The sequence below is a fragment of the Pseudoflavitalea rhizosphaerae genome (genome assembly GCF_003991355.1).
GTDB classification, from domain to species: domain Bacteria; phylum Bacteroidota; class Bacteroidia; order Chitinophagales; family Chitinophagaceae; genus Pseudobacter; species Pseudobacter rhizosphaerae.
The window spans coordinates 270563-293949 of the sequence record NZ_RCSU01000009.1; the positions used below are offsets into that span (position 1 = coordinate 270563).

Genomic DNA, 23387 nt, shown 5'->3' on the forward strand with positions numbered 1-23387 from the left:
CTTTTTAGATCAAAACAATTATTTACCGGCATCTGCGGGAAGCGAAAGCAATCCATGCAGGCGGTGAACGATCCCATTTTCACAGAGATGGTCGTACCATACAAGGGGCTTCGGCATGTAAGAGGTTTGTGTAACCATTCCTATCACTTCCGGCAGACCGCCGGGAGTTGGTTTGAAGAATGTGAGCTCGGGATAGGGCGTAAAGTAAATGTCGGAAGGATTGGTCCGCTGCAGACTGGTCCCGAAGTTTACGTACCAGGTATCATTCCTGAGTGTGTAAGGATAGGAATATTCTGCTCCAAGCGATTTGAATACGTACTGATCAGATACAAAGAAATGACTCTGATAGATGATATAAGCACCGAACAGACGCTGGGCATGGAACAAATCCACATTGAGATTATTGATGGTTTCAGCTGTGATGCCTTTGGCTGCGAACGCATCGTTATCCGGTGCGAAAATGGTAAAAGGACCTTTATCTGCCAGCTCATCCCACAGTCCGAACTTCTTCAAGCCGGTTACGAACAGGCTGAACTCAGGTGTTGCAGCCAGGTAATCCTGCACAGTTTTTCCTTTATGATATTGCATGAACTTGTTCATCACCTGCATTACTCCATTTGCCAGGGTAATATCTTTGCGGGCAATCCTGGCGCCCCCGAAGAAATAATCGTTGTTCTTGTTTACAGCGGATACATACACGTTTTCCCCGGCCAATGTTTCGAGACGAACATCTACACCATTGGTAGCAAATTCGGTAGTGATCCATCTCCTGTTCTTCAGCACATGGTATTGCAGAGCTTGACGAAGACTGTCTTTATTCAAATTGCGGACCTGCTGTTCCGTATTCACGCCAAGGGCATTCCATCCATTATCAGGTACAGCCAGCACCGTAACGGGGCCCGGGGCATTGAGCTCATTCACCAGGCCGGTATATTCGAGGGCCGCATAGAATAAGCGAAAATCATAGTTGTTCCTGATGAAGTCAGCCGCCGGACGGATATTCTCATTTGGCTTCGGTACCTCCAGGTTATCGTGCTCACAGGAACTCAGCAACACCAGCGCAGCGACAGCTATTTTGAGTGACTTGAAAAATTTATTCATACAAAGAGTTGATATTCATATTCGGTTATACATTACCGGTATTAATAGACCGGGGCCGGATATTTCCGTTGTATTGTGGTGAGGTACACGCCGCCATTTACTACTTCTATCGTATTCACTGTTGCGAATGATCTGGGATTATGAACACCGGAATGGATATTCACCAGCATATTGGGCAATACGGCGCCATTGTGAGGGTTGGGCTTATCAAGCCCAAGATTAAGGCAGGCCAGGGAAGCCCAGTTACCATCCGTTTTACTATCCATCACATGGTAAGGTTTATTGGCAGGGTTCAGGCCAGGGGTTAAGAAGTCCCACATCTGCCAGCTCTGTGTAACGATGCCATTCTCTGCGGGATTCGCAAAAACAGGGTAACTATAATAAGGAGACACAGCATCCGAACTGTTATTACGTTCTACGGATGCAAAGTATTTACCTTTATACCCAGGCACAGCATTGTACCGGTATTTGCCGCCATCCGTAAGGGCAGACACCTGGTCGTAATAAATAGTAAGGAAAATATCCATCCTGTCTTTGATGCCATACTGGAACTGGCCCATTTTGAACACATCCGGCTTGGTGTCATCTGATGATTCCTGAAAACCCCTGGCGCTGTAATTATAGAAATTCACGTAAGCAAGGGAATCGCTCAGGGCCTGTTTGAGAAAGGTTTCCTGTCTCAACAGAACGCCATTCTCTTTAGTGATATAATCTTTCTGTAACAGGTGCATCGTATATACTTCATGGTGAGCAAGGGTTATAGTGGTATCCATCATTACATCTCCGATCAGGTTGCGGTCGAGTTTAAAATAGGGAACACTGTTCTTCGGTCTGTAGAAGAATATGAAACGATGTGTTCCTGAAGGGATCTGTGCCCAGCTGCTGAGGTCATAACCGTTCACGATGGGTCCTACCAGCACATTTTCCTTACCTGGATATTCGGGGTTGTTCACGGAAGTACTGCTACCCACATGCGATGGATAAGGAGGCGCATAATAATCCCGCACATCCAGGAAATCACCTATGATCTGTCCGCCGTTTGGTTTTCCTTCGTCATCGAAAGTAGGATTGATGATCATGCAGAGAAAAGGCACCTTCTTATCCTTGTCTCCCAGGCTGAAACCATAGTTGAAATTGTTGAACACACGCAGGTAAGCGGGTTCATCGATCTTTGTATAGTCCACCTTGGTGCATCCGGTAATACAACTTACCACCAGTACCAGGAGGCATAAATTCTTTATCAGTTGCATCTTCATCATTTGTTATGTTTTACGATCATCATTTTCGCTTTGGGCGCAATGTTGCCGGTAGCTCCGATCAACGCTACCGTGAATATGCCTGTTTCATGTACCGGCAAAGCTTTACCGGCGCTGGTATACAATGATTTTCTCCCGATGAAATCCTCTGAACGCAATACCGGGATATCATTGGCCCAGGTGCCAGGCACTACAGAGGGTGCAGACCGGTAAGCCATGATCTGGTAAGATGGGATTTGAATGGTTGTGCCCAGGTAGGGTTGTATCATAACGGGAATGCCTGGCTGCAGATTCACGCTTGCATTGGTGCTGATGGGTTGTCCATTGTCCAATGTGTAAGTGATATATTGATTATCGGGAGAAAGATTCAGGAAGCGCTTGAGGAGAAAGAAATTTTGTTTCGTTCTGTCGTAAGTTCCGTCTTCCGATCCTCCGATGTATTGAACGCCACTGAGGTCATTGGCAACGATCAACATCTTTGCAGTTCCATCTGCAGCAGGATACAACCAGGCTGTGTAATTCATATTGGCCCTCAGTTCCTGCTCTGCCGTGGCGATCACCTGCCCGGCTGCATTCTTCGCTTCCACTTTGAAACTGCCATTGATCAGGTTCACATAAGCGCCAACCCCGCCAAATTTCAAAGCGCTGCCTACAGCCTGATTGTTTGCCTCGAAATAGGTATCCTCATCGTTTAGTGCATTCACGGCCTGCATCCTGAAATAAGTAGCATTGGCAGCAGGGCTGATATCGGTAACAACCTGCATAGCATTCTGATAAAGAAATGATTCCTCCGTCATTTCATTGATATGATAGTTGAATCGCTGAGGCGTTATGATCACCGTATACACACCACCAGGCTGATACACTGAAACTGGATTGAACACAAGATTGGAGCTGGATCCGTAATCATCAGTATAGGTGGAAGTGACGGGGTCGATGATCCTGTAGCTGGACCCGGTAAATGGTGAAGGGAACTGTTTTCCATTTTCTGTCAGCACCCTGAACTGGTAAGTACCGTAAGGGATCTCAACGTATTCGGATACCCTGGTTGTTGTACTGATATGACTTGTTTTTTCACTCACCGGTGTTCCGTCTGCATACGCGAGTGTTACAGCGCCGCCCAATGTTTCCTGCGTACCAAATTCCGTGAACACAGGGTTATTGATACTGCCGGTCAGGTTGATGATCCTAATCTTGATATGATCGGGTTTTGATGGACCTGTTACGCCTCTTGGTACAGGCACTATCTTCGGCTGCCCCGTGAAATATTCGAAGGGAAGCAGGATATAATCTGTAGGATTGCTGTAACTGTTTTCAACTGTAAAATCAACGCTGCTGTTGAATCCGCTGTAACTCTTATCTGAAATGGTCAGCTCCGCTTTTTCTCCCGTTCCGAAAAGATCCATGGGGATCTCCCAGATCTTGCCAAGCCTGCCATCGGAAGGAAAATATTTTGTGCCGGGATACCGGCCGGTCATGGGATCGCTGGGGCCGCGCACCACAAAATTGGTGAGACTATCGCCATCAGCTACCACCTGGTTGTAAGCGCTGAGGTTCAGGATGCGCACATTCGATTTCTTCTGGTTGTCGATCACCGGGCGGTTATCGAATCCGAAATCAGACTTATCTTTTTTACAGGCGGCCAGCAGCATTAGTATTGCCATCAGACCAGCACTCTGTTTGGATCGTATAAACATTCGTAGTTCTTTTGAATTCGACTATTCTCAGAATGGGTTGTAAGTAAATCCGAACATGATCTCTGTTCCGCGTTTGAAACTGCGGTTGATATATTCGTTGCCATACCATTTACCCCCGGTCTGCGGGTTGGCATACACAGTTTTGATGGCAGGGTTCAGGATATTCTTTGCATATCCTTTGAACAATACCCTTTTGCTGATCCGCTGGCTGAATACCAGGTCCAGGAAGGGAGCAGGTTGTGTGTAGAGATCAGGCTCCCCGGTGAGATTGATCTGCACCAGTCGCTCTCCCACCATGTTGAAGGTGAGTGTGATGTCCGTTCCTGTTTTATTGTTTTCATAGTTGAGCCAGGCATTGATGCTGTAAGGAGCCTGCTCGAATAATGGACTGTTCTGCGGGGTATGTCTGTCCAGCGATTTGTTGGCGGCATAACGTTCTGCTGTTTTTTTGATCTCGCTCTGCGCCACCAGGAGGTTGGACCCGAAGAAGAATTTTTTCAGCGGCTTCCAAACCCTGCCGAGATTCTGCACTATTTCGAATTCCATTCCCCATACTTTACCGGTATTGGGATCGTTCTGGAACTGGATCACTGGAAACTCAGGATATTTGGCGGCAAGGCCATCTGTTTTCAACGTGAATACTTTCACCAGCTGGTTATCGATCTGCTTTCCGAATGCAGAGACAGCAATCACTTCGCCTTTACCAGTGAACCATTCCCAACGGAAATCGAGATTCTTTGTTTGCTGGTTGATGAGGTTTGGATTACCTACCACCAGTCCCATCTGGAAGGCATCGAATTCGAAGATATTGGTGATCTCCCTCAATTCAGGTCTTGCCAGCGTGGTGTTGAATGCCGCGCGGAAATTCATATTGCTGTTCAGTGTATAAGTGGCATTCACTGAATAATAAGGTTTGTAGTCGGCTTTGTAAACGGTATTGGGGTTGACAGGATTGATGGGAACGGAAGAGCCATCGGGTCCTTTCACGGTTAGTGATGGGTCCAGGAAAACGCCGGCTGTATCAACGGAAGAACCGATATCGGTCATCTCAAAGCGAACGCCGCCGGTCATTCTGAACTTTTCATTGAAGCGAAGGTCCAGCATGCCATAGAAGGCATTGGTCTCATAGTAACCGGTATAGTTGTTGGGTGATTTCTGGCTATTGTATATAAAGCCATTCAAAGGCATCTGACCTTCTCCATTGCTGCCCGAAGGGAGGGAGAGACCGATCACTTTATTGCTCACCAATGTGTTCAGATTTCCATAAACATCATACAGTGTTACAGATTTGTTGGGTGAGAAATTGGAACCGGGCAGGAAAAGCTGGTTCTCCGTAAAGCTGCGATCGCGATAGAGATAGTTCACACCGGTTTTGAATTCCTGGCGATGGCCGAAAAATTTAAAAGGCAGGATAAGGTCTGCTTTGTAGTTGTAGTTCTGTTCATCCAGGTTGCGCCAGCGGCGGCCATTGGGCTCGGCCTGCATCAGACCGATAGAGCCCACGCCATTCACGTAACCGGAAGTGAGCGCATACAGGTGATCGGTATACACATAGCTTCCGGAAGAGCTTCCGGGTTCTCCGACTGCCGGCTTCCAGTAATAAGCTCCATTGCGGGGCCTGTAATCGGTAAGGCTCACGAAACGGAAATCGGGATCATTCTGTTTGGAGGAAGATGACGCCAGGTTATAGCTCAGGCGTGGAGAATAATCCTTATTGAAAAATTTATGTTCCCCCTGCAGGTTGAAAGTATTGAGGTTCCTGAAAGTTTGTTTCAGGGAATACGTTGTGGTATATACATCACCGGGAAGTCCGGTATACTCATATTTACCATAAAGATTGGTGGCTGTATTCTCGCCGCCCCAACTACCCAGGTACTGCATGCTGATCTCATGCAGGGCGCTGAAACGGTATGTGAGGCCCGCGAGCGTTCCGTAGTTCAGGGTTTCCACACCAGTATTCTCCTTGTAGGTCTGGTATTTTCCCATGAACAGGCTGTTAGGGGTTATATAGTTCGGAATGTTCCGCGGGCTGTACACATCCGGATTTCCTGTTACCACGCCCTGGTAAATGCTGTACTGGGTAAGGTCTCCGCCGTTGATATCAGTATAACGGCGGTAGTAGTTCCCTCCCAGTATCAACCCCAGTTTGTGTTTTTTGAATATGTCGAAACTATTTCCATAGGTTACGGAATATAATTGATTCAATGGCGCTTTTTTATATTCGGTAGTCATCACGGGATCGAATCCACGCATGATATTATTGATGCGGTTCACTTCCCTGTATGCATCAGGACTGTAATTGCTGTTGGCGATCATTTTCTGGATGGCTCCCAGACCGCCGGGATATTGAGTAGCGAGGTTCTTGAAATCGGAGGAAAGATTTTTGTTTTTGATCTGGTTACCGAATGCTCCCATTTCACTATTCCAAAAGCTATTGTATTTACCGCCAACGCCGGTATTGGAATTGAAACCTGTTTGAGCAATAAACTCCAGTGTTTGTTGTTCCGGAACTGATTTCGTTTTCAGTTCCACGATACCTGCTGCCGCATCAGCAGGTTTGTCAGGCGTAACCGTTTTGTAGATGGTGATATTATCCAGCAGGGATGCCGGCACCAGATCCAAAGGGATGGAGCTTCTGTCGGGGTCCGAAGAGGCCAGCCTCACACCGTTGAGCTGTCCGATCACAGACCTGTCGCCCAATCCGCGAACGGCTATATACTTGTCATCCGTGATGGTAACGCCAGACACTTTTGAAAGCGCCTGCGTAGTGGTGATGGAACCGGTTTTCAGGATCTGCTCTGCAGAGATGGCGTCCTGCACGATGGCGGCCCGGCGTCTTTCGTTCAATACTGAAGCCGAAGTATTGGTTCTTCGTCTGGCCTGCACCGTTACAGATTCGAGAGAAGCAGTATTGGACTGCAATACTACACGGAGGTTTTGCGATTCATTCGTCACTTTCATTTCCCTTTCCTTGAAACCCACCATACTGAACACCAATGTGGCGCCTTTTTCAGGTACAGGAAGAGAGAATGCGCCATTTTCATCGGTGATATCGCCGTTCTTTGTTCCCTTGATGTGAACAGACACACCGCTGAGCGCGCGGCCTTCTGCATCAAATACCCTGCCGGCAGCATTGCCGCGCACCGGCGCTGTTTCAACCACCACATACCCTTCCACTACACGATAGCGAAGACCGGTGCCAGACAATACCAAAGTCAGCGCTTCGCCTGTTGTGAGCGTTTGCGAAGCAACTGAGACGCGTTTGATACTGCCTGACAACAGCTTCTCCCTGATAGACAGGCGGAGATCAGCTTTTTTGGCGATCTCATGAATACTTTGTTCGAGGCTTGCACTGTCCAGACTCAGCGTGATCTTCTTATTCAGGTCCTGCGCAGCTACGCTGCCGGCAGACAATAGCAATAAGAAGAAACAGCAGAACCCTGGTCGTTTTACAAACCGGTTAAAAAAAGATGATCTTGTACAGATTCGCATACCGTTTATTGTTGATTGTTGTGCATAGCACTGCCTGCTGCCTGGCAGGCAGGATTTTTTTTCCGTCTTGACTTAATAATTTTTGCCCTTTATTGAATGATAACAGTCCTGGATAAGGAATCGAATGAATGATCAAAGCCAGCTGTTACAGACAGTACATTCATTGCTTTTTCAAGTGGCATATTCTCGTCGAGTGTGAGCGAGATCTTCTCGTGTAAAAAACCTTTATTGATCACCGTTATTTTTACGCCGTAATGCTTCCGGAATACGTTGAGGATATCATCCAGCGATTGTTTCCTGAATACCATCATCTCATGCTTCCAGGCAAGTACATCTTTCGGGTCCATTTTCAGTTTGGTAAGATGACTGTTCTTCCAGCTTATCTTATCTCCCGGCAACATCGTGGCAAGATCGTTTTCTATTTTTCCACTATAATAGCTTACCCTCACTTTCCCTGTGACCACTGCAACTTCCACCGCCGATTTCGGTAAGGCAGATACTTTGAATGAAGTACCCAATACCTGCGTACGAACATCTCCCGAGAAAACCGTGAATGGTTTGTTCACATCTTTGGCAACTTCAAAGAATGCTTCACCTTCCAGGTAAACATTCCTGGTATTTCCTTCAAAACCTGCCGGATACCTGATTCTTCCCTTCCTTCCGATAGTAACAAGGGAACCATCAGCCAGCTTCACTTTCAGACGGCGTTTCCCCTGGTTGAAATGCTCGGTATATTGAACGGTATTTTCTACCGGTACCGGATATTCGTTTTTTTTATTGATCTCCTGCGCTACAGGAGTATTGTGCTCTTTTGCTGAATTCGACCACCAGAACAAGAGGCCGCTGACTGCCGCAATCAGAGCGGCTGCATAAGGCAGCATCTTTTTCCATAACGGCTTGCGCATGCTGAATACAGGCGTTGCAGTTTCTTCCGGTGATAATTGCTGATGGAAAAAGTCCAGTTTTTCATTGGTGAATGATTGCGTCTCTTCATCCTGTTCCATCACCAGCTCACCCCCCTGTTCATCCAGCACTGTATTGAACAGCGAGCTGAAAGCAGGGTCCTTCATCATGCTCCTTAGCTGAAGTTCTTCCTCCTGGCTGATATTGCCGGACAACATTCTTTTGATCAATTCCTTTTGCTGATGCAGATCTTTCAAGTTGATAGCTGTTGTTTTTTTGACGCAACCGGTGGTAATAACCGGTCTCATTATCATAAACACAGAATTGAAAAGCTACCACCCTAAAAAATACGGAGTTTACATTTTGGTAACATTGAAGAGGGAATAAGAACTATTTCATCTTTTCTTTCACATGGGAAAGGGAGGCAGACATGTAATTCTCTACAGTGTTCACGGAGATATTGAGCTGGTACGCAATCTCTTTGTAGGTAAGACTTTCCTCGCGGCTAAGAATGAATACTTTCCGTTTTTTTTCAGATAAGGAAGAAAGGGCTTCAAGATAACGTTCACGTGTTTCATCGTGAAGCAGTTTGTGATCAGGAGAAACGGCTGAGGGAATTTCTTCACCAGCAGGCACATCATCCAGGGAAACAATAGCAGGAAGAGAGGAGCGAAAATGATTGAGAATGGCATTCTTCAGTGCACGTAATATATATGGTCTGAAACCGGCAGGACAATGGATCTGTGCATTTGTTTTCCAGATCCTCATCATCACATCCATAACCAGTTCTTCCGCCAGCATTGATTGCTGCAGGTTGTTGAAGGCATATTGACGGAGTGGTTGAAAATATCGCCTGAACAGTTCATCAAAGGCTTTGGCATCTCCGTTCTGCCAAAGCAACAGCAGATCCTCATCCGTTGAATTATGATTTTTTGCCTTTTGCATGCGGGGTACCTGCTCTCCTTAGGGCTTTAGCAGCATGACCGCAAAAGTATAGCAAATCGTTGTTTGGGTAAGATTACCTAATTATTACCTCCTCCTGCAACGCTGAAATGCCGGCAATTTTCTTCGCCAGTTCATCAACAAGTAAATACCTCCCGGCTGACAGACCAATTTACCCTGTTCCCTATTCAGTAAGTTTACGGAAACATAATCGACATGCGATCTAATTCCTTTTTTCTGGCAGTTTTCATTATGCTGGTTTTCTGTTGCACTGCCCTGGCAAGGCAGGAAGGAAAAATGCCCACGAAAGAAGAAATAAAGCAATTGCTGGAGAAGATGCTGCTCCAATACCCACCGTCAGAAAGAGAGAAAATGCGAAAGCAACTGGAGGCAAACCTGTACAAATCGATGGAAGCGGGTGCAAAGCAGCAGCAGGCAGCAGCAAAACTACCTGCCTTCTTTCCTGCAAAAAATTCAGAGGAATTGAACAAGCTGCCTATGCAGCCCTTGTCCGGCGCCTCCCTCCAGGCATTTGTGAAAAAGATCCACTCAGAAGTTAACGCCAGGCTCACTGCTGCACAATTAAAAGAGATCAATCAGAAAGCTGCCGGCAAGAAACCACTGGTGCTGAACCAACTTGCGGTGATGGCTTATTTCTTCCAGAACAATCCGCTGGCGGGTTATGCGCTGGCAGCGCGAGCCTGTGATGCAGCCAATCCGGGAATGCTGGAACTCAACAACCTGGCAGCGATGCTGCAATTAGGAGGGTTCCCCCAAAAAGCAATTCCCATACTTCAGTTCATAGACGCAAAATTTCCCGGAAATCCGGTTGTATCCAATAATCTCGGTCAGGCATATGCGTTACTGGGCGACAAGGAAAAAACAAAATTTTACCTGATGGCCTGCATACGTACAGCGCCCCTGCATCCAGAAGCCAACAATACTATGGCGCACCTGGAAGCTTCCAATAACAATATGACGCAGGCAGGCAGTTTTGTCTCCAACTCACTTAAAGGCGGGCATACCAGTGCAGCACAATTACTGGAAGGGAAATTACCGGAAAAGAACCGGGCCATCCCTTATCCTGCAATCGATCTCCCGGATGCCTTCAATGAATTCAAACTGAAATTCCCTCCTTCTCTCCTAACCATCGAAGACCTGAATATTTACAGAGAGACTAAAGATGAATGGCAAAAAAAATGGTGGGCTGAAATTACCAAAGTGATGGAGCTACGAAATAAATATGGCGATGAAGGCAAAAAACTGTTGGAACAGGAAATTGCCAAAGCCCAAAAAGCCGCTATGGAGGGCAAACTGTATACATTCGGACGCACATTCAGTATTATGGCCGCAGCTCAGATGAACCGCCGCGACCGGAATTTCAAATCACAGGTCCCGGATTACATGAAATCCTGGAAATCCGCGCGGGACGAGGTGGCCGCCTATTATGAAAAAAAGAAAAAATCTTTGTCGGCCTCCTATGCAGAACAAATGAAAGGCCTGGATTGCGGACAGGGCCCTCAATACAAGGGCTGCGAAAAATTGATGAAACTAAAAAAAGAACTCTGCGCAAAATTGCTGGAAGCTACCAATGAGTATTTCAAAAATGATGCAGGCGTAATGGACGACTATCGCCGGAAAGTACAGAATGCCGCATTGCAGGAATTTTACTTCAGGTCTTATATGGGCTACCTGGCCGGCCTCAACGAGCCCATGGCGCGCTATGCATTCTATGAAGCAGCTTATGAATATTTGAACAGGATCGAAAAACTGAAAGACCATTCCATGCACGGAGGATCGGAGACCGACTGGACTGCCTGTCCGCCACAATACAGAAAAGGGAAAAAAGATATTGACCTCAAGCCCAAATGGGAATTCGAATGTCCGGTAGACGTGGAATTACCCTTCTTTGTGGGAAAGATAAAATTCAATTGCAAGGAAGCCAGTTTCAGTATGGGCGCCGGAGCGGGTTTCAGCTTTTCTCAAAATTTCGAAACACATCAATATACCTTCTCAATGGGCATCGGAGGCAGTATCGATAAAACATTCAAGATACCAGGCGTTGAAGGTAAAATTGAAGCCAGCATCAATCAGAGTATTTATATTACCTATGATGGAAAGAAAAAATTGACAGACCTCGGGTTGAAATTCGGGACCGGTGTATCTGCAGGTTATGGTTTCGGTGGTTCATTGCCGGGAGGCGCCGGACTTGATGAAGATGGCATCCTTACTCCAATTGGAGGCCCCGGTTGGAGCAAAGATGGAAATAAGATTGAAGACAATATCGGTTATACTATTTCCATTAATTCCGGATTCGAGCCCAATATCAGTTTCCAGGAAAGTAAGCTGATGAATTTGTTCCCGGGGGTAAAACAGATCCATCCCAACGTAAAGCTATATACGAAGTAGATCAAATGATTTCCACGCGCCGCTTTGTTTCCATGGCCTTGTAGATCGCCTGCAGGATCTTCACATCCTGCCGGCCCATTTCACCGGGCACAGGCGTAGCCCTTCCTTCCAGGATAGCCAGCGCAAAATCATCCATCTGCCTGGCCTGCTGGTTCACGGAAGGGAAATTCATCTTTCCTTCTGAAGTTTCGCCCTGCTGTCCACGATAGGGATAGGCAGGTGCTAATTTGAACCAACCATTTTCTGCATTGGCCTGCAGAAGGTTCATATTTTTCGTGTAGCTCGTTTTGCAATGTGCTTCGATACCACCGGGGAATTCCATTGTCCAGTCCAGCGACTCTTCAACGTCTTTGAATTTTTCCGGTTTCGTTTTCGGGCTTTCCACAGCAGTAACCGCAATGGGCTCAAGTCCTGTTGTATAGCGGCATCCCTGCACGCAGTAAATGCCAACATCCATCAGGGGGCCGCCGCCAGCCAGTTTTTTATCGAGCCTCCATCCATTGGTATCACCCATACCATCATGCGCTTCCAGGGTTTTGATCACACCGAACATTTTCTTCGTTCCCAGTCTCATCATTTCCTGGTTATAGGGCTCAAAATGCAAGCGGTAACCGATGGACAGCATCTTACCGGCATCCTTACATGCAGTGATCATCCTGTCGCATTCCTCCACGGTGATGGCCATCGGTTTTTCACAGATCACATGCTTGCCTGCTTTGGCGGCGCGGATCACGTATTCACAGTGCATCGCATTCGGCAGCACTACGTACACGATATCGATATCTTTATTATCGATGATCTTATCGAAGTTTTCGTAATTGTAGATGTTCTTATCGGGAATATTGTATTTCGCTTTCCAGTCGATTGCTTTTTGCGGCGTACCTGTTACGATGCCTGCCAGGTAACAATGTTTCGTTTCCTGTAAGGCTGGCGCCAACTGGCCACCTGCATAAGCGCCCAGGCCAACCAGGGCAATGCCCAATTTTTTTGCAGCAGTGAACTGCTCTTTTGCCATCGGTTGCTCCGCTAAAATACCTTCCGGCGGAAGCAGCTCTTCCAGAGGTTCTGGCTCCAGCTCTTCAGCCAGCGCAGGAATTGCCTGACTGCCTAATGCCAGCATTGAGATCTTCTGTGTGGCGCTTCGGATAAAGGCCCTGCGGGTATTGCGGAATTGTACCATAACGGCTGATTTTATAAGCCAATTGTGGCAATTGTCGTGCCCGAAACAACCTTGAATAATATGCCAAAGGATGTGGATTTAGATGCCCATAATTAAGGAGCAGCCTGCGCTGGTGCGCGGAACGCAGGTAAGAAAAAAAGGGTAGTAAATTTCAGTCTGGCCAATAAAAAGAACTTGTTCGACCCGAAAATATCCTTTGCAGAAATTGACGAAATCTGATATAATCATGTTACAAATCATTAATCAGGTTTAACCGTTAAACAAACTACTGCATCCGTTAAGTGCGCCTTTCATGCCTGCCTGCATTGAAGCAATTTTGTTCCATCAAAAACTTACCAATGAAACAAGTAACTATCATGACAATAAAAACAATTGTAATGAAAAAAACATTTCTTGCCCTCCTGCTGGCTTTCGGCTGTTACGCATCAAACGCTCAGGAGGCAACTACCACAGAACCACGTGCCCGGTTCGGTATCAAAGCGGGCATCAACTCATCAGGACTTAACACCCATAATGAGGAGGCGCAGCTTTCCAGTATTGAATCTTTCTATGCCGGAGGTATAGCCGTGTTCCCAGTTTCAAAACATTTCAACATTCAATCGGAACTGATTTTCTCGGGTGAAGGCTCCAAAACTTCCGGGGTAAAATTAGATTTGGGCTATGTACGACTTCCAATACTTTTCCAGTATGAACACAATAGCGGATTCCATGCAGAAGCCGGGCCGCAAATTGGAATACTGGTACATAAAAAAGCAATACAGGAAGTAACCAAAGAAGAATTTGAAATCGGGGATCAGCTTACGCAGGTGAGCACCACCATCGCCATCGGGTTTGGATACCGGATGAAAAATGGACTTGGTATAGACTTCAGGTATGCCAAAGGAATCGATAATCCTATCGGTGCAAATAATGCAAAACTGGTAGTGGCAAGTGGCGGTTTATCATTCATTTTCTAACGGGGTCCTTCACACTATAATAAGGGCTGACTAAAAAGGTGCAACATCTCATTTCGCTGGGCCCACTCGCTCGACTCCCGGCGACTGCCAGCTCTCCGCCGTTTTTAGTCAGCCCCTCTGTTTCAACCACATATACCGCCGGATTATTGTTTCATGATCTTTTTGATCTTCTTTCTCAACTGATCTACCACGTAGATCGTTTTGTTTCCCTGTCCATCTTCTTTCACCACAATTCCTTCAGGCCGCTTGAACTGGATAACAGTGGCAGGACCATCTTCCTGGTCAGGTCCCATCCAGGCGCCGGCAAAGAAGCTGGAGCTTCCGGCAGTATTGTATTTTTTTATTTCCCTGCCGCCGCTGAATACGACATAGATATTTTTCTCACTATCGAAAGAGAGATGGGTAGGTTGTATGTTCACATCCTGACGCGGATCGAATCCGCCGATGGTAGTTACTCTACCATCCGGCGCCATCTTCCTGATCATCCCTCCTCCTTTTTCCGTGATGATAAGGTTGCCATCTGCATCAAATGCGAGATTACCGGGAGAAGGAATGCCGGCGAGAATTCCAATATCATCTTTACGCGTACTGGTTCCATTTCCTGCAACAGTCGTTACAACATTGGTAGCAAGATCAACCTTCCGGATAGCATCGTTCCCTTCATCACCTACATATAAATGAGTACCGGCCGGGTTTACAGCGATACCATAAGGCAAGCTGAACTTCGCGATATTTCCAGCGCCGTCCACATTTCCGAGCTCGCCGGTGCCGGCGATAGTAGTCACTTCCTGTGCAGGCGTGATCTTCCTGATCATATGGTTGAAACGATCTGCCACATAAAGATTCCCTGCATTGTCGATAGCGATGCTTGCGGGAAGACTGAACCTGGCATTCGCTCCTGTACCATCGGAGTGGCCTGATACGCTGCCTGCAAAAGTGCTCACCACTCCCTGTGGCGTGATCTTCCTGATCCTGTTGAGATCGGATAAATAGAAATTGCCTGCCGCATCGGTTGTGAGTCCAACCATTTGCTGGAAACTTGCATCGTTGCCAGTACCATCCGCATTTCCGGAAGCCCCTGAACCCACAAAATTGCTCACGATCCAGCCGACGAGATGAAAGCCTTTTACTTTGGTTACCTGTTTTCCTCTTGTAGTGACCATAACATCATGATCACCTGCCGCGAGATTATCCGGCAATGTGATCTCCAGCGAAGTGGCGGTGGCTTTCGTAACGGTGGCAGGAAGGCCACTGATATGTACCAGGTTTTGATTGGCTGTAGTATGAAATCCAGTTCCGTTGATTGTAACTGGAACTCTTTCCGCACTGTTCGGCGTGATGGTGGTGATGGTCAATTCAACATTGTTGCCACCGCCGGGACCGGGATTAGGATCGGGATTACCACCGGGATCGGTATCATCACCGGATTTACTGCAACTCAATATTCCCAACAGACTGACTACTACAAATAACTTTTTCATACTAAGGATTGAATGGTTGCCATCATTGACAATCAAAAGTAGCCTTCCGTCACAGGCCTTTTGCCTGATTAAGGATGCAGGGCATTCAAGTGGTTTCCAACTGTACAAAAAGCAAGCTGAACTGTTGAAAGTCTTAGCGCAAAAAAGTGCGAATGGCCAGTCTTTTTTCAAATATGATGAAAATGAAAAAGTCCCTTTCTAAAACGAAGGGGACAGCAGGCCTTATCCTCTCAATGGAAGGCCTGGTAATTAGATCTGTATTATTGTTGGGGGAACAGGTTTGCCAGTTTCTCCAACAATGCCTTTCCACGCAGGTTAGTGGCAATGACCTTCCCCGAAGGATCGATCAAAAAGTTTTGGGGGATCGCCTGTACACCATAGAGCTTCGCTACTTCATTGTCAGAATAGCGGAGATCGGATACATGCGTCCAGTGGAGCTGATCATCTTTGATCGCTTTCAGCCATTTTTCTTTTCCATCGGGTTTATCGAGAGACACCCCCAGTACCGTAAAGCCCTGATCCCTGTATCGATGGAATGCTTTTACCAGCGTGGGATTCTCTGCACGACAGGGCCCGCACCAGCTCGCCCAGAAATCGAGCAATACATATTTGCCGCGAAAAGAGGAAAGACGCACAGGCATACCTGCAGTATCCGCCTGCACAAAATCGATGGCCATCCGGCCAGGCATCAACGCAGAAGCCTTGTCCAGCTTTTCAGCAAATGCTTTTCCCATGCTGCTTTCCTTCACACCAGGAGAAAGAGTTTCAAAAAGTGGAGCAACTTCATTGTAAGCGATCACAGGCCCCGCAATCTCGGCAATAGCGTCGATACTGATCAAGGATGCGGGATTATTCTTCACAAATTCTTTCAACACAAGCAGCTTTTCCTTCCGGATCCTCTCCAGTGCAGTATTGCGTTCTTCTTTTTTCAATACGTTGGCCTGTTCTTCTTTCGGCAATGCCCGGAATGCCCTGCTGATAGCGGCTGAAGCCATTGTATATTTTTTGGTGGCTGCCAGCAATCGCAGCAGGTCTTTATTCAACTCACCGCCTTCCACTATTGCGGAACCAAGCGAATCATTGGCCGTTACCATTACTTTCACAGGCTCCAGGTAAATGGTGATGTATTCAGAAGCGCCACTGGCTTTATAGTTGATCTGCAAATAAGCTTTCACCGGCACTTCGATCGAACCAGTAAAAGAGAATTTCCCTTTTTGCAGGAATGCGGAATCCCTTACGGGTTTATTATCTGCAACGTAAGCGAGCCACAACTTTGCTCCATCAAACCGTTCAGGCATTTTTCCTTCCACGCTGAACGGGAATGGTTGAGCGAAGACAGCAACAGGAAATAGAAAAATGAACAGCAGGTATCTTTTGATAAATCTTTGCATGGATCAGGGGTTATTGGTGAATCCGGGTGTTTGTGCTACCAGCGCCTGTCCGAAACGCATCACCAGTCTTTCCGGCTTCAACTGGTAAGTGGCTTTCACGGTACCATCGGCATTGTAAACGGTATGGGTGAACTGTTGCTGACCGGCAAACAGCGGATCAACGGAGAGACGCCGCATATCGAACCAACGGAAGCCCAAACCTGCAAACTCCCTTCTGCGTTCCTCGATGATGAATTTCACCAGTTCATCTTTGTCTGTTGGAATATCCGCTTCCGCATCGGCTTGCGGCATCCGGTTAGTCCTTACCGTTAGCAAACTCTCTGTAGCCTTGCCTGCTTCTCCGGTTCTGGCCAGGGCCTCCGCCCTCAGGAGATAAATATCGGGGAGCGAAATACCGATGGAATTACCGAGGAATCCTGCACGTATGCGGTAAAGACCGGTGGGCAATAATGGGCCGGGGCCCGGAATGGTGATACCGTAGGCATTACTGTACAACAGCAGTCTTTTATCGTTGGGACCATAGAGGTCTCTTGTAGCAGGATCGATGATGAGGCCTGCATGTCCTCCCAACCAGGTGACAGCCGCACATTGTGCATTCAATACTTCAGGATGTCCATGACCTTGTGCGGCGGTGGCGATCATGCCGGGCACAGTGAAAATAAAACCTACCACGGGGTTGTTCACTGTTGCAGTATTGTAGTTCATCATTCCGATATTTCCGGAGATGGCGAATTTTGAAGGCAGGTGGGAAACGGCATCATCGAGATAAGGAACAGCATCGGCAGGCTTGCCCATGAAAAGAAATATTTTCCCCAGCAAGGTTTCTCCTGCTGATTTGGAAAAACGGTTGGCGCTGTTCTGAATCAGGGGTAAATCCGGGATGGCGCTTTTCAGGTCTTCCACCATCATATCATATACTGCTTTTACTGAAGCGCGCGTAAAAGGCTCTGCCCCAAATGTGCTTTTGGTGATGATGGGCACAGCAGGATCAGTAGTGGCAGTTGCTTCCACATAGGGTTTGGCAAAATAGTTCACCAGCATGAAGTACGCAAAGGCGCGTTGAGCCAGCGCTTCAGCCCTTACCTGTTCTTTCAGTTGCTGGTTACTTCCGGTGGAGCCCATCACTTCATCGATGATCTTGTTGATGGTGTACAGGCGATTGTACAAACCAGCCACTTCGAATGTATTTTCATCGGGCCGGTACACATCGTCTGCCCATTGAAAAAGATTATGTGGCCTGGTGCCGGGAGCGCCGAAATTTTTCTCGGCAGAATAATGTGGTTCAAGTCCTGCCACATCATCCCCCAGAATATGCTGCGCATTGAGGAAATTACCGGCACCTGTCAGGCGATTGAAAATATCATCTTCCAGCAGGTTATTGTAATCGGTAGTTGCGCTTGCAATTACTTTTCCTTTGGGTTTCACATCCAGGAAATTTTTACTGCAGGATACCAGCGCACCTGCAAGAAAAAGCAGGCTCCAGGTAATTTTGAAAATTTTATTTGAAGGCATAATATACAGATTGAATTGATTAGAAGGTAAGGTGAGCGCCGATGGTGAAGGAATGCTGGTTGAAAGGAATGGACCGGATACCCATGATCAATGGAGAATTCACCGTTCCGATACTTCCCATTCCATTATAGAATTCAGGATCGATGCCAGCATCATTCGCTCTCCACAGCATGATATTGTTCACCTGCAACCTGAAACTGAGTGCGCTGGCATGCAGCTTGCTCACCACCTCCCGGGGTAAATCGTAACTCAGGGTGATATCGCGCAGCTTGATAAAATCACCTTTCACCACATTGATATCCGCAGCAGTGTAATAGCTCAGGTCTGTACGGGAAGCCCTGTCTACCGCCACATCATAAGCGGGAATATTGGTGAATGCTTCATCACCGGCTTTTTTCCACCGGTTGCTGAAATCCGTATGCAGGTTACCGGTAGTGAAGCTCTTCACACCCAGTCTTCCTGTGAAGAAATCATTCACATCCCTGCGCAGCACAAAATCGAAATTGTACACCATGTTCACAGCCAGTCCGAAATTCTTATAATGGAAGAAATTGCTGAATCCTCCGGTGATGAGCGGTACTGCACTTCCCATGTTCACGAGGTCTGCAACCCTGGCTACACCCGGATCTTTGGTAACGCTGCCATCTGCCAGCCTGATCTGGGGATCGCCCATGGCGTCGAGTCCGGCATAGCGATAGGCCAGTAAGGCGAATGGCTGGAATCCTTCTATCAGCCCGATCACCTGTGGCTTATAAAAGCCTGGGAGCGCCATTTTCAACAGACTGTTGGCATAAATGAATGGCGTTGCTGTTTGTAATTTTTCAATCTTCCCTTTATTGTAAGCCAGTGTAAGTTGTGTAGACCAACTGAAATCCTTCGCCAGCATATTGATGGTTTTCAGGTTCAGCTCGATGCCCTGATTCCTGATGATGCCTGCATTGCCATAAATAGCGGTATATCCGGAAAAAGGATTCTGGTTCACTTCTCCCAGCAGGTTGCCGGTATTTTTGTAGTAATAATCGAAGGAACCAGAAATTCGGTTATCCAGCACTGTGAAATCGATACCTGCATTCACATTCTTCGTTTGTTCCCAACTCAGGTTGGTATTACCCGGCGTTTCGATCTGCAGCGGGTTTACGGACCCTGCGGGAAGCCCAATGAGACTGCCCGGTCCGAGAATGTCATAGGAACCGCCGGAACCGGGAACAGGCGAGTTGCCGGTGATCCCGTACGTGAGGCGTAGCTGCAGGTTGTTCAGCCAGTTGATGCCGGATGCAAAATCTTCCCGGCTGAGCATCCACATCACACCGGCAGACCAAACGGGTTTTGACTGTGCCGCCACATCTTTTCCGAAAAGATTAGATTCATCAAACCGGGTGCTGGCATTCAAAGTGTATTTCTGCAAAAAAGTATAAGCAGCATTGGCGTAATAAGACCTGAAGCGGGTATCCGAGAAATCTTCATTGAAATTGTCGTTGATCTTGAAAGTTGCAGAAGAGTTGATGATGGTACCGGCCACACCTGCACTCACGGTAGGATAATCGATGGGCTTATGTGTAAGCAGGTTCTCATCATACCCTCTTACTTTGGTAGTGATGCCTGAGATGGTTTGCTGTTGCAATTCCATTCCCACCAATGCAGTCAACTGGTGATCACGGTTATTCCAGTTATTATCGTACACCAGTTGATTGCGCACAGTCCAGTTACGGTGTTTCAGGTTGGTAGCCTGCAATGTGCCGCCGGTTGTGGGCAATAAGGCTTTGAGTGAAGGGGAAGTGACCGTCATCTTCGCCAGTTCCACCTGACTGTTGTAAGAAGAAATATCATCGTAGGAACGTTGCTCGTTGTTGATGAGCACAGCCCCGTAGGTTCCTTCGAATCGAAGGCCTTTCAGGATCTTCCAGTTCACACCACCCAGGAAACGGCTGTTCTGGTTATTGTTCTTCGTATAGCCGGCATTGAAGTTCGCGGCTGGATCAAAGCTGAGATCTAGCCTGCCCAGATCGGGCAGGCCCGTACTCTTTGTTTCGTATAGGTTACGGAGAGAATCATTGCGGTAGATCCAAGACAGATCGAGCGGTTTCCCATCTCCATCAACAAATGCCGCATAGGGTACGAACCTGTTATCGGGGGCGATGCTTCGTTTGGCCGAGATCGTTTGATAAGTCAGATTGGTGATCAGGTAAACGCTGAGGTTCTTGTTGAACTGGTAGTCCTGCCTCGCATTCAACTGGTAAGTATTGTTCGACTCCCCGGGCGTGGAACTTTTATTGTCTGTGTAACCGAGTGAAGCATACACGCCGTATTTTCCGGAAGACCCGCTGATAGACAAAGTATGATTGGAGAGCAGTGCATTCCTGTACCAAAGGTCTTTCATCTGCTGCACATTGTTCATGGCCGCCATGTCCTGCAAAGACATCCCTTTGTAGAATTCCGGCTGCCACTGGGTTTGGCCGTAGAGCAGGTATTCGTGCGGCATAACAGGGTTCAGTCCATTGTAGAGATCAGGCGCCGTGATGGTTTTCCAGTCGGTGGCTCCGGCCCTCACATAACCGGGAAGATCATAGAGTTCCTGCATGGTGGCAATGAATTGTTGACTGTTCATACGCGGAAAGGCATCGATCTCAGGTTTGCCCTGCAGGCTGTAGAACATATCGTAATCCACTTTGAGACGGTCCTTGTTCTTCGAACCTTTTTTCGTGGTGACCACAATCACACCATTGGCGGCTCGTGCCCCCCAGATAGAAGCGGCCGTAGCATCCTTCAACACGGTAATATCGGCCACATCATTGGGATTGATATTGGTGAGGTCTTCAACAGGTAATCCATCCACAACATAGAGCGGTTGATTGGCGCCGTTGATGGAAGTAACACCGCGCAGCATCACGGGGAAATAATTACTGTTGGTGCCGTTATTGATGGCAAGGCCGGGAACCAATCCATCGAGCCTTTGCAATACATTCATACTACCGCTCCTGTTGCGCAATATTTCCATATCGGGTTTGGAAAAGGAACCCGTGCTCCTTTCGCGTGAAATGGTTTGATAGCCTGTATTGGCGGTGATCACCACATCCGTGAGCGCGGTAACTTTCGTTTTGAGCTGCACAGTTAATGCTTCTCCTCCATTCCACTTCAATTCGGTTTCTTCCGTGTTCACTCCTGTGAAAACGAGTGTGGCCGGCGGCGTTAGGTTGTTCAGTGAAAAGATCCCCTGCTCATTGGTGGTGGTGATCTGCCCGGTTTCTTTTACGGATACGGCCACTCCTTCCAGTGGTTCGCCCTGCTGGTCCGTCACTTTTCCTTTCAGCAAAGCGGAAGCAGTTGCTTCCTGTTTGCGGGGCGGAACAGTCGTTTGAACAGACCTCACGATGATTGTTCTGTCGATCAGCGAATAGGTGATGGGTTGATCTTTGAAGCAGATCTTCAACACTGTTTCCACGGAGGCATCTTCCACCTGGATGGTCACATTTTTCGTATCCTTCATCAGGCGATCGTTGAAAACGAAATTGTATCCTGCCTGTTCCTTTATCTTTTTAAACACGGTTTTCAGGGGTACATTTTTCAACGACAATGTAAGCGTTTCATTTTGGGCGCTGGCGTTGGCGTTTACCAATACCAGCAGCAGCAATGTTGCAAGGATTCTCAAAGCCATTTTGTTTTTTAGCAGGGGCATGGATGTCCATACCCGGTACTGTGAATTAGTCCACGGCATAGGTAGCAGTCAGGGATTAAAAAGGAGTAGAAATTATTTTTCTTTCTTTACCACAATGCGGTTCCCGTTGAGCTCAAGGCGGGCTCCGCCACTCAGTTCAATAAATTCGATCAAGCGGGATAAGGGCACATTTCGCGAAATGCTGATAGTATAGGAGTCGGTAATAGTATCTTCAAAGCTCACATCGATATTGTACCAGCGGGCAATCTGCCGCATGATGTCAGGGAGGCCTGCCCCTGCAAAGGCAAAGCGTCCGTTCTTCCAGGCCATCACTTCTTCCATGTCGGGGTTACCGAGCTTCACCTGCTGGTCTCCGGCGGCATTGAACTGCGCCTGCTGGCCGGGTATCAACATGGCGGCGGGAAAAGCAGTGTTAGCCGGCGATACCTTAACACTGCCTTCCAGCAGTGAAGTACTGATGAACTGATCATCTTCATAGGCGCTCACATTGAAATGAGTGCCCAGCACTTCCACCTGCGCCTGCCGATTGCCAGTCAATGGGCCGGCATGAACATTTACAAGAAAAGGAACCTTAGCCTTCGTATGTTCATCATGGTTATCAAACCGTTTTGCCACTTCCAGGTACACTTCTCCACTCACATCTATGGTTCTTGGACCTTGTTTGAACCTGGCCGGATACCTGATGGACGATGCCACGTTCAGCCAGACCTTTGTTCCATCAGACAGGGTCAGTTGCATGGGTTTGCTGCCTTTGGGTACAGTGAGCGTATTGAAAGCATTTGCATCGCCGGAGCCTGCTGCATCGTACCTGATCTCGCCGGGGCCATCCATGCTGATCTGTGTAGCGCCTTCTTTTGCGATCAGCCCCTGTTGCACACTGTCTATCGCAATCACAGAGCCATCTGCCAGCGTAAGCGTAGCGCGGGTTTCCTGCGGGGCCGGCAGGTCTTTGGTTTGCACCAGTTGCTCTTTCACAGGCTGATCGGAAGTTTTTCCATCGAACAGGAACCAGACGGCTCCTGCCAGCAAGAGCAATACCGCTGCGGCAGCCACGCGCCACCAGTTCATTCTTTTCGGTTCCGGCAGGGTACTTTCCATTTCATTTTCATACATGCCCAACTGTACCTGCTGGTAGATGAGGTTCAGCAAGGCAGGGTCGTTCATGCTTTCCATGGTATCATGGTCAAGGTCCTCACCGAATAATGATTCCAGTTCTGCACGGTGTTCGCGCGCATGCAGCCATTGCTGCAATAATTCCAACTCTGTTGCAGTGATGGCGCCAGTCCGGTGCTTATCCAGTAATTCCTTGAATCCTGCTGTTGTCATGGGTCTATCGCTATTAATATTGACAGGGATTTTTGATTGAGGGGGGGATGGTCCGAAAAATATTTTTC

Annotated in this window: 14 protein-coding genes; 2 read left to right on the forward strand and 12 right to left on the reverse strand. The window is 47.6% G+C overall.

Going from position 1 to position 23387, the window contains the following annotated elements:
- Nucleotides 1-18: 18 nt before the first annotated feature.
- The 6 genes from D9Y29_RS17070 to D9Y29_RS17095 all read right to left on the reverse strand — a co-directional run bounded on the left by D9Y29_RS17070 (nt 19) and on the right by D9Y29_RS17095 (nt 9394).
- Entirely contained in the window at nt 19-1101 is a 1083-nt protein-coding gene (locus tag D9Y29_RS17070; protein WP_127130379.1) for a fasciclin domain-containing protein, read from the reverse strand.
- 41 nt (nt 1102-1142) lie between these two features.
- Nucleotides 1143-2360 (reverse strand): hypothetical protein, encoded by a 1218-nt coding sequence (locus D9Y29_RS17075; RefSeq protein ID WP_127130381.1) that lies wholly within the window; start codon nt 2358-2360, stop codon nt 1143-1145.
- Nucleotides 2357-4054 carry a DUF4397 domain-containing protein gene (locus tag D9Y29_RS17080; protein WP_127130383.1) on the reverse strand — a complete coding sequence of 566 codons (1698 nt, stop codon included), beginning with the start codon at nt 4052-4054 and terminating at the stop codon, nt 2357-2359. Before D9Y29_RS17080 ends, D9Y29_RS17075 begins: the two co-directional genes overlap by 4 nt.
- 27 nt (nt 4055-4081) lie before the next feature.
- Nucleotides 4082-7546 carry a TonB-dependent receptor gene (locus tag D9Y29_RS17085; protein ID WP_127130385.1) on the reverse strand — a complete coding sequence of 1155 codons (3465 nt, stop codon included), beginning with the start codon at nt 7544-7546 and terminating at the stop codon, nt 4082-4084.
- Nucleotides 7547-7635: 89 nt separating this feature from the next.
- Nucleotides 7636-8763, reverse strand: a complete 1128-nt coding sequence (locus tag D9Y29_RS17090; protein WP_127130387.1) for a FecR family protein — start codon at nt 8761-8763, stop codon at nt 7636-7638.
- 76 nt (nt 8764-8839) lie between these two features.
- A complete protein-coding gene (locus D9Y29_RS17095) occupies nt 8840-9394 on the reverse strand; it encodes an RNA polymerase sigma factor (protein WP_127130389.1) in 555 nt (184 codons plus the stop codon).
- Between the two features lie 213 nt (nt 9395-9607).
- Here D9Y29_RS17095 and D9Y29_RS17100 point away from each other — a divergent pair, with 213 nt between their 5' ends.
- Nucleotides 9608-11800, forward strand: a complete 2193-nt coding sequence (locus tag D9Y29_RS17100) for a tetratricopeptide repeat protein (RefSeq protein WP_127130391.1) — start codon at nt 9608-9610, stop codon at nt 11798-11800.
- 1 nt (nt 11801) lies between these two features.
- Here D9Y29_RS17100 and D9Y29_RS17105 read toward each other — a convergent pair whose 3' ends face one another.
- Nucleotides 11802-12980, reverse strand: coding sequence for a Gfo/Idh/MocA family protein (locus D9Y29_RS17105; RefSeq protein WP_206513815.1), 1179 nt, complete (start codon nt 12978-12980; stop codon nt 11802-11804).
- A gap of 377 nt (nt 12981-13357) precedes the next feature.
- Between D9Y29_RS17105 and D9Y29_RS17110 the strand changes: the two genes are divergently transcribed.
- Nucleotides 13358-13936 (forward strand): porin family protein, encoded by a 579-nt coding sequence (locus D9Y29_RS17110; RefSeq protein WP_164735448.1) that lies wholly within the window; start codon nt 13358-13360, stop codon nt 13934-13936.
- A gap of 143 nt (nt 13937-14079) precedes the next feature.
- Here D9Y29_RS17110 and D9Y29_RS17115 read toward each other — a convergent pair whose 3' ends face one another.
- From D9Y29_RS17115 to D9Y29_RS17135, 5 genes are all read right to left on the reverse strand, one after another.
- Nucleotides 14080-15417 (reverse strand): IPT/TIG domain-containing protein, encoded by a 1338-nt coding sequence (locus D9Y29_RS17115; protein ID WP_127130395.1) that lies wholly within the window; start codon nt 15415-15417, stop codon nt 14080-14082.
- A gap of 260 nt (nt 15418-15677) precedes the next feature.
- On the reverse strand, nt 15678-16808 hold the full coding sequence (locus tag D9Y29_RS17120; protein ID WP_127130397.1) for a TlpA disulfide reductase family protein: 1131 nt from the start codon (nt 16806-16808) through the stop codon (nt 15678-15680).
- A 3-nt stretch (nt 16809-16811) separates the two neighbouring features.
- Entirely contained in the window at nt 16812-18320 is a 1509-nt protein-coding gene (locus tag D9Y29_RS17125) for a RagB/SusD family nutrient uptake outer membrane protein (protein WP_127130399.1), read from the reverse strand.
- 19 nt (nt 18321-18339) lie between these two features.
- Complete coding sequence (locus D9Y29_RS17130; RefSeq protein ID WP_164735449.1) at nt 18340-21972, reverse strand: SusC/RagA family TonB-linked outer membrane protein; 3633 nt, start codon at nt 21970-21972, stop codon at nt 18340-18342.
- 93 nt (nt 21973-22065) lie between these two features.
- Nucleotides 22066-23319 carry a FecR family protein gene (locus D9Y29_RS17135; RefSeq protein WP_127130403.1) on the reverse strand — a complete coding sequence of 418 codons (1254 nt, stop codon included), beginning with the start codon at nt 23317-23319 and terminating at the stop codon, nt 22066-22068.
- Between the last annotated feature and the right edge of the window lie 68 nt (nt 23320-23387).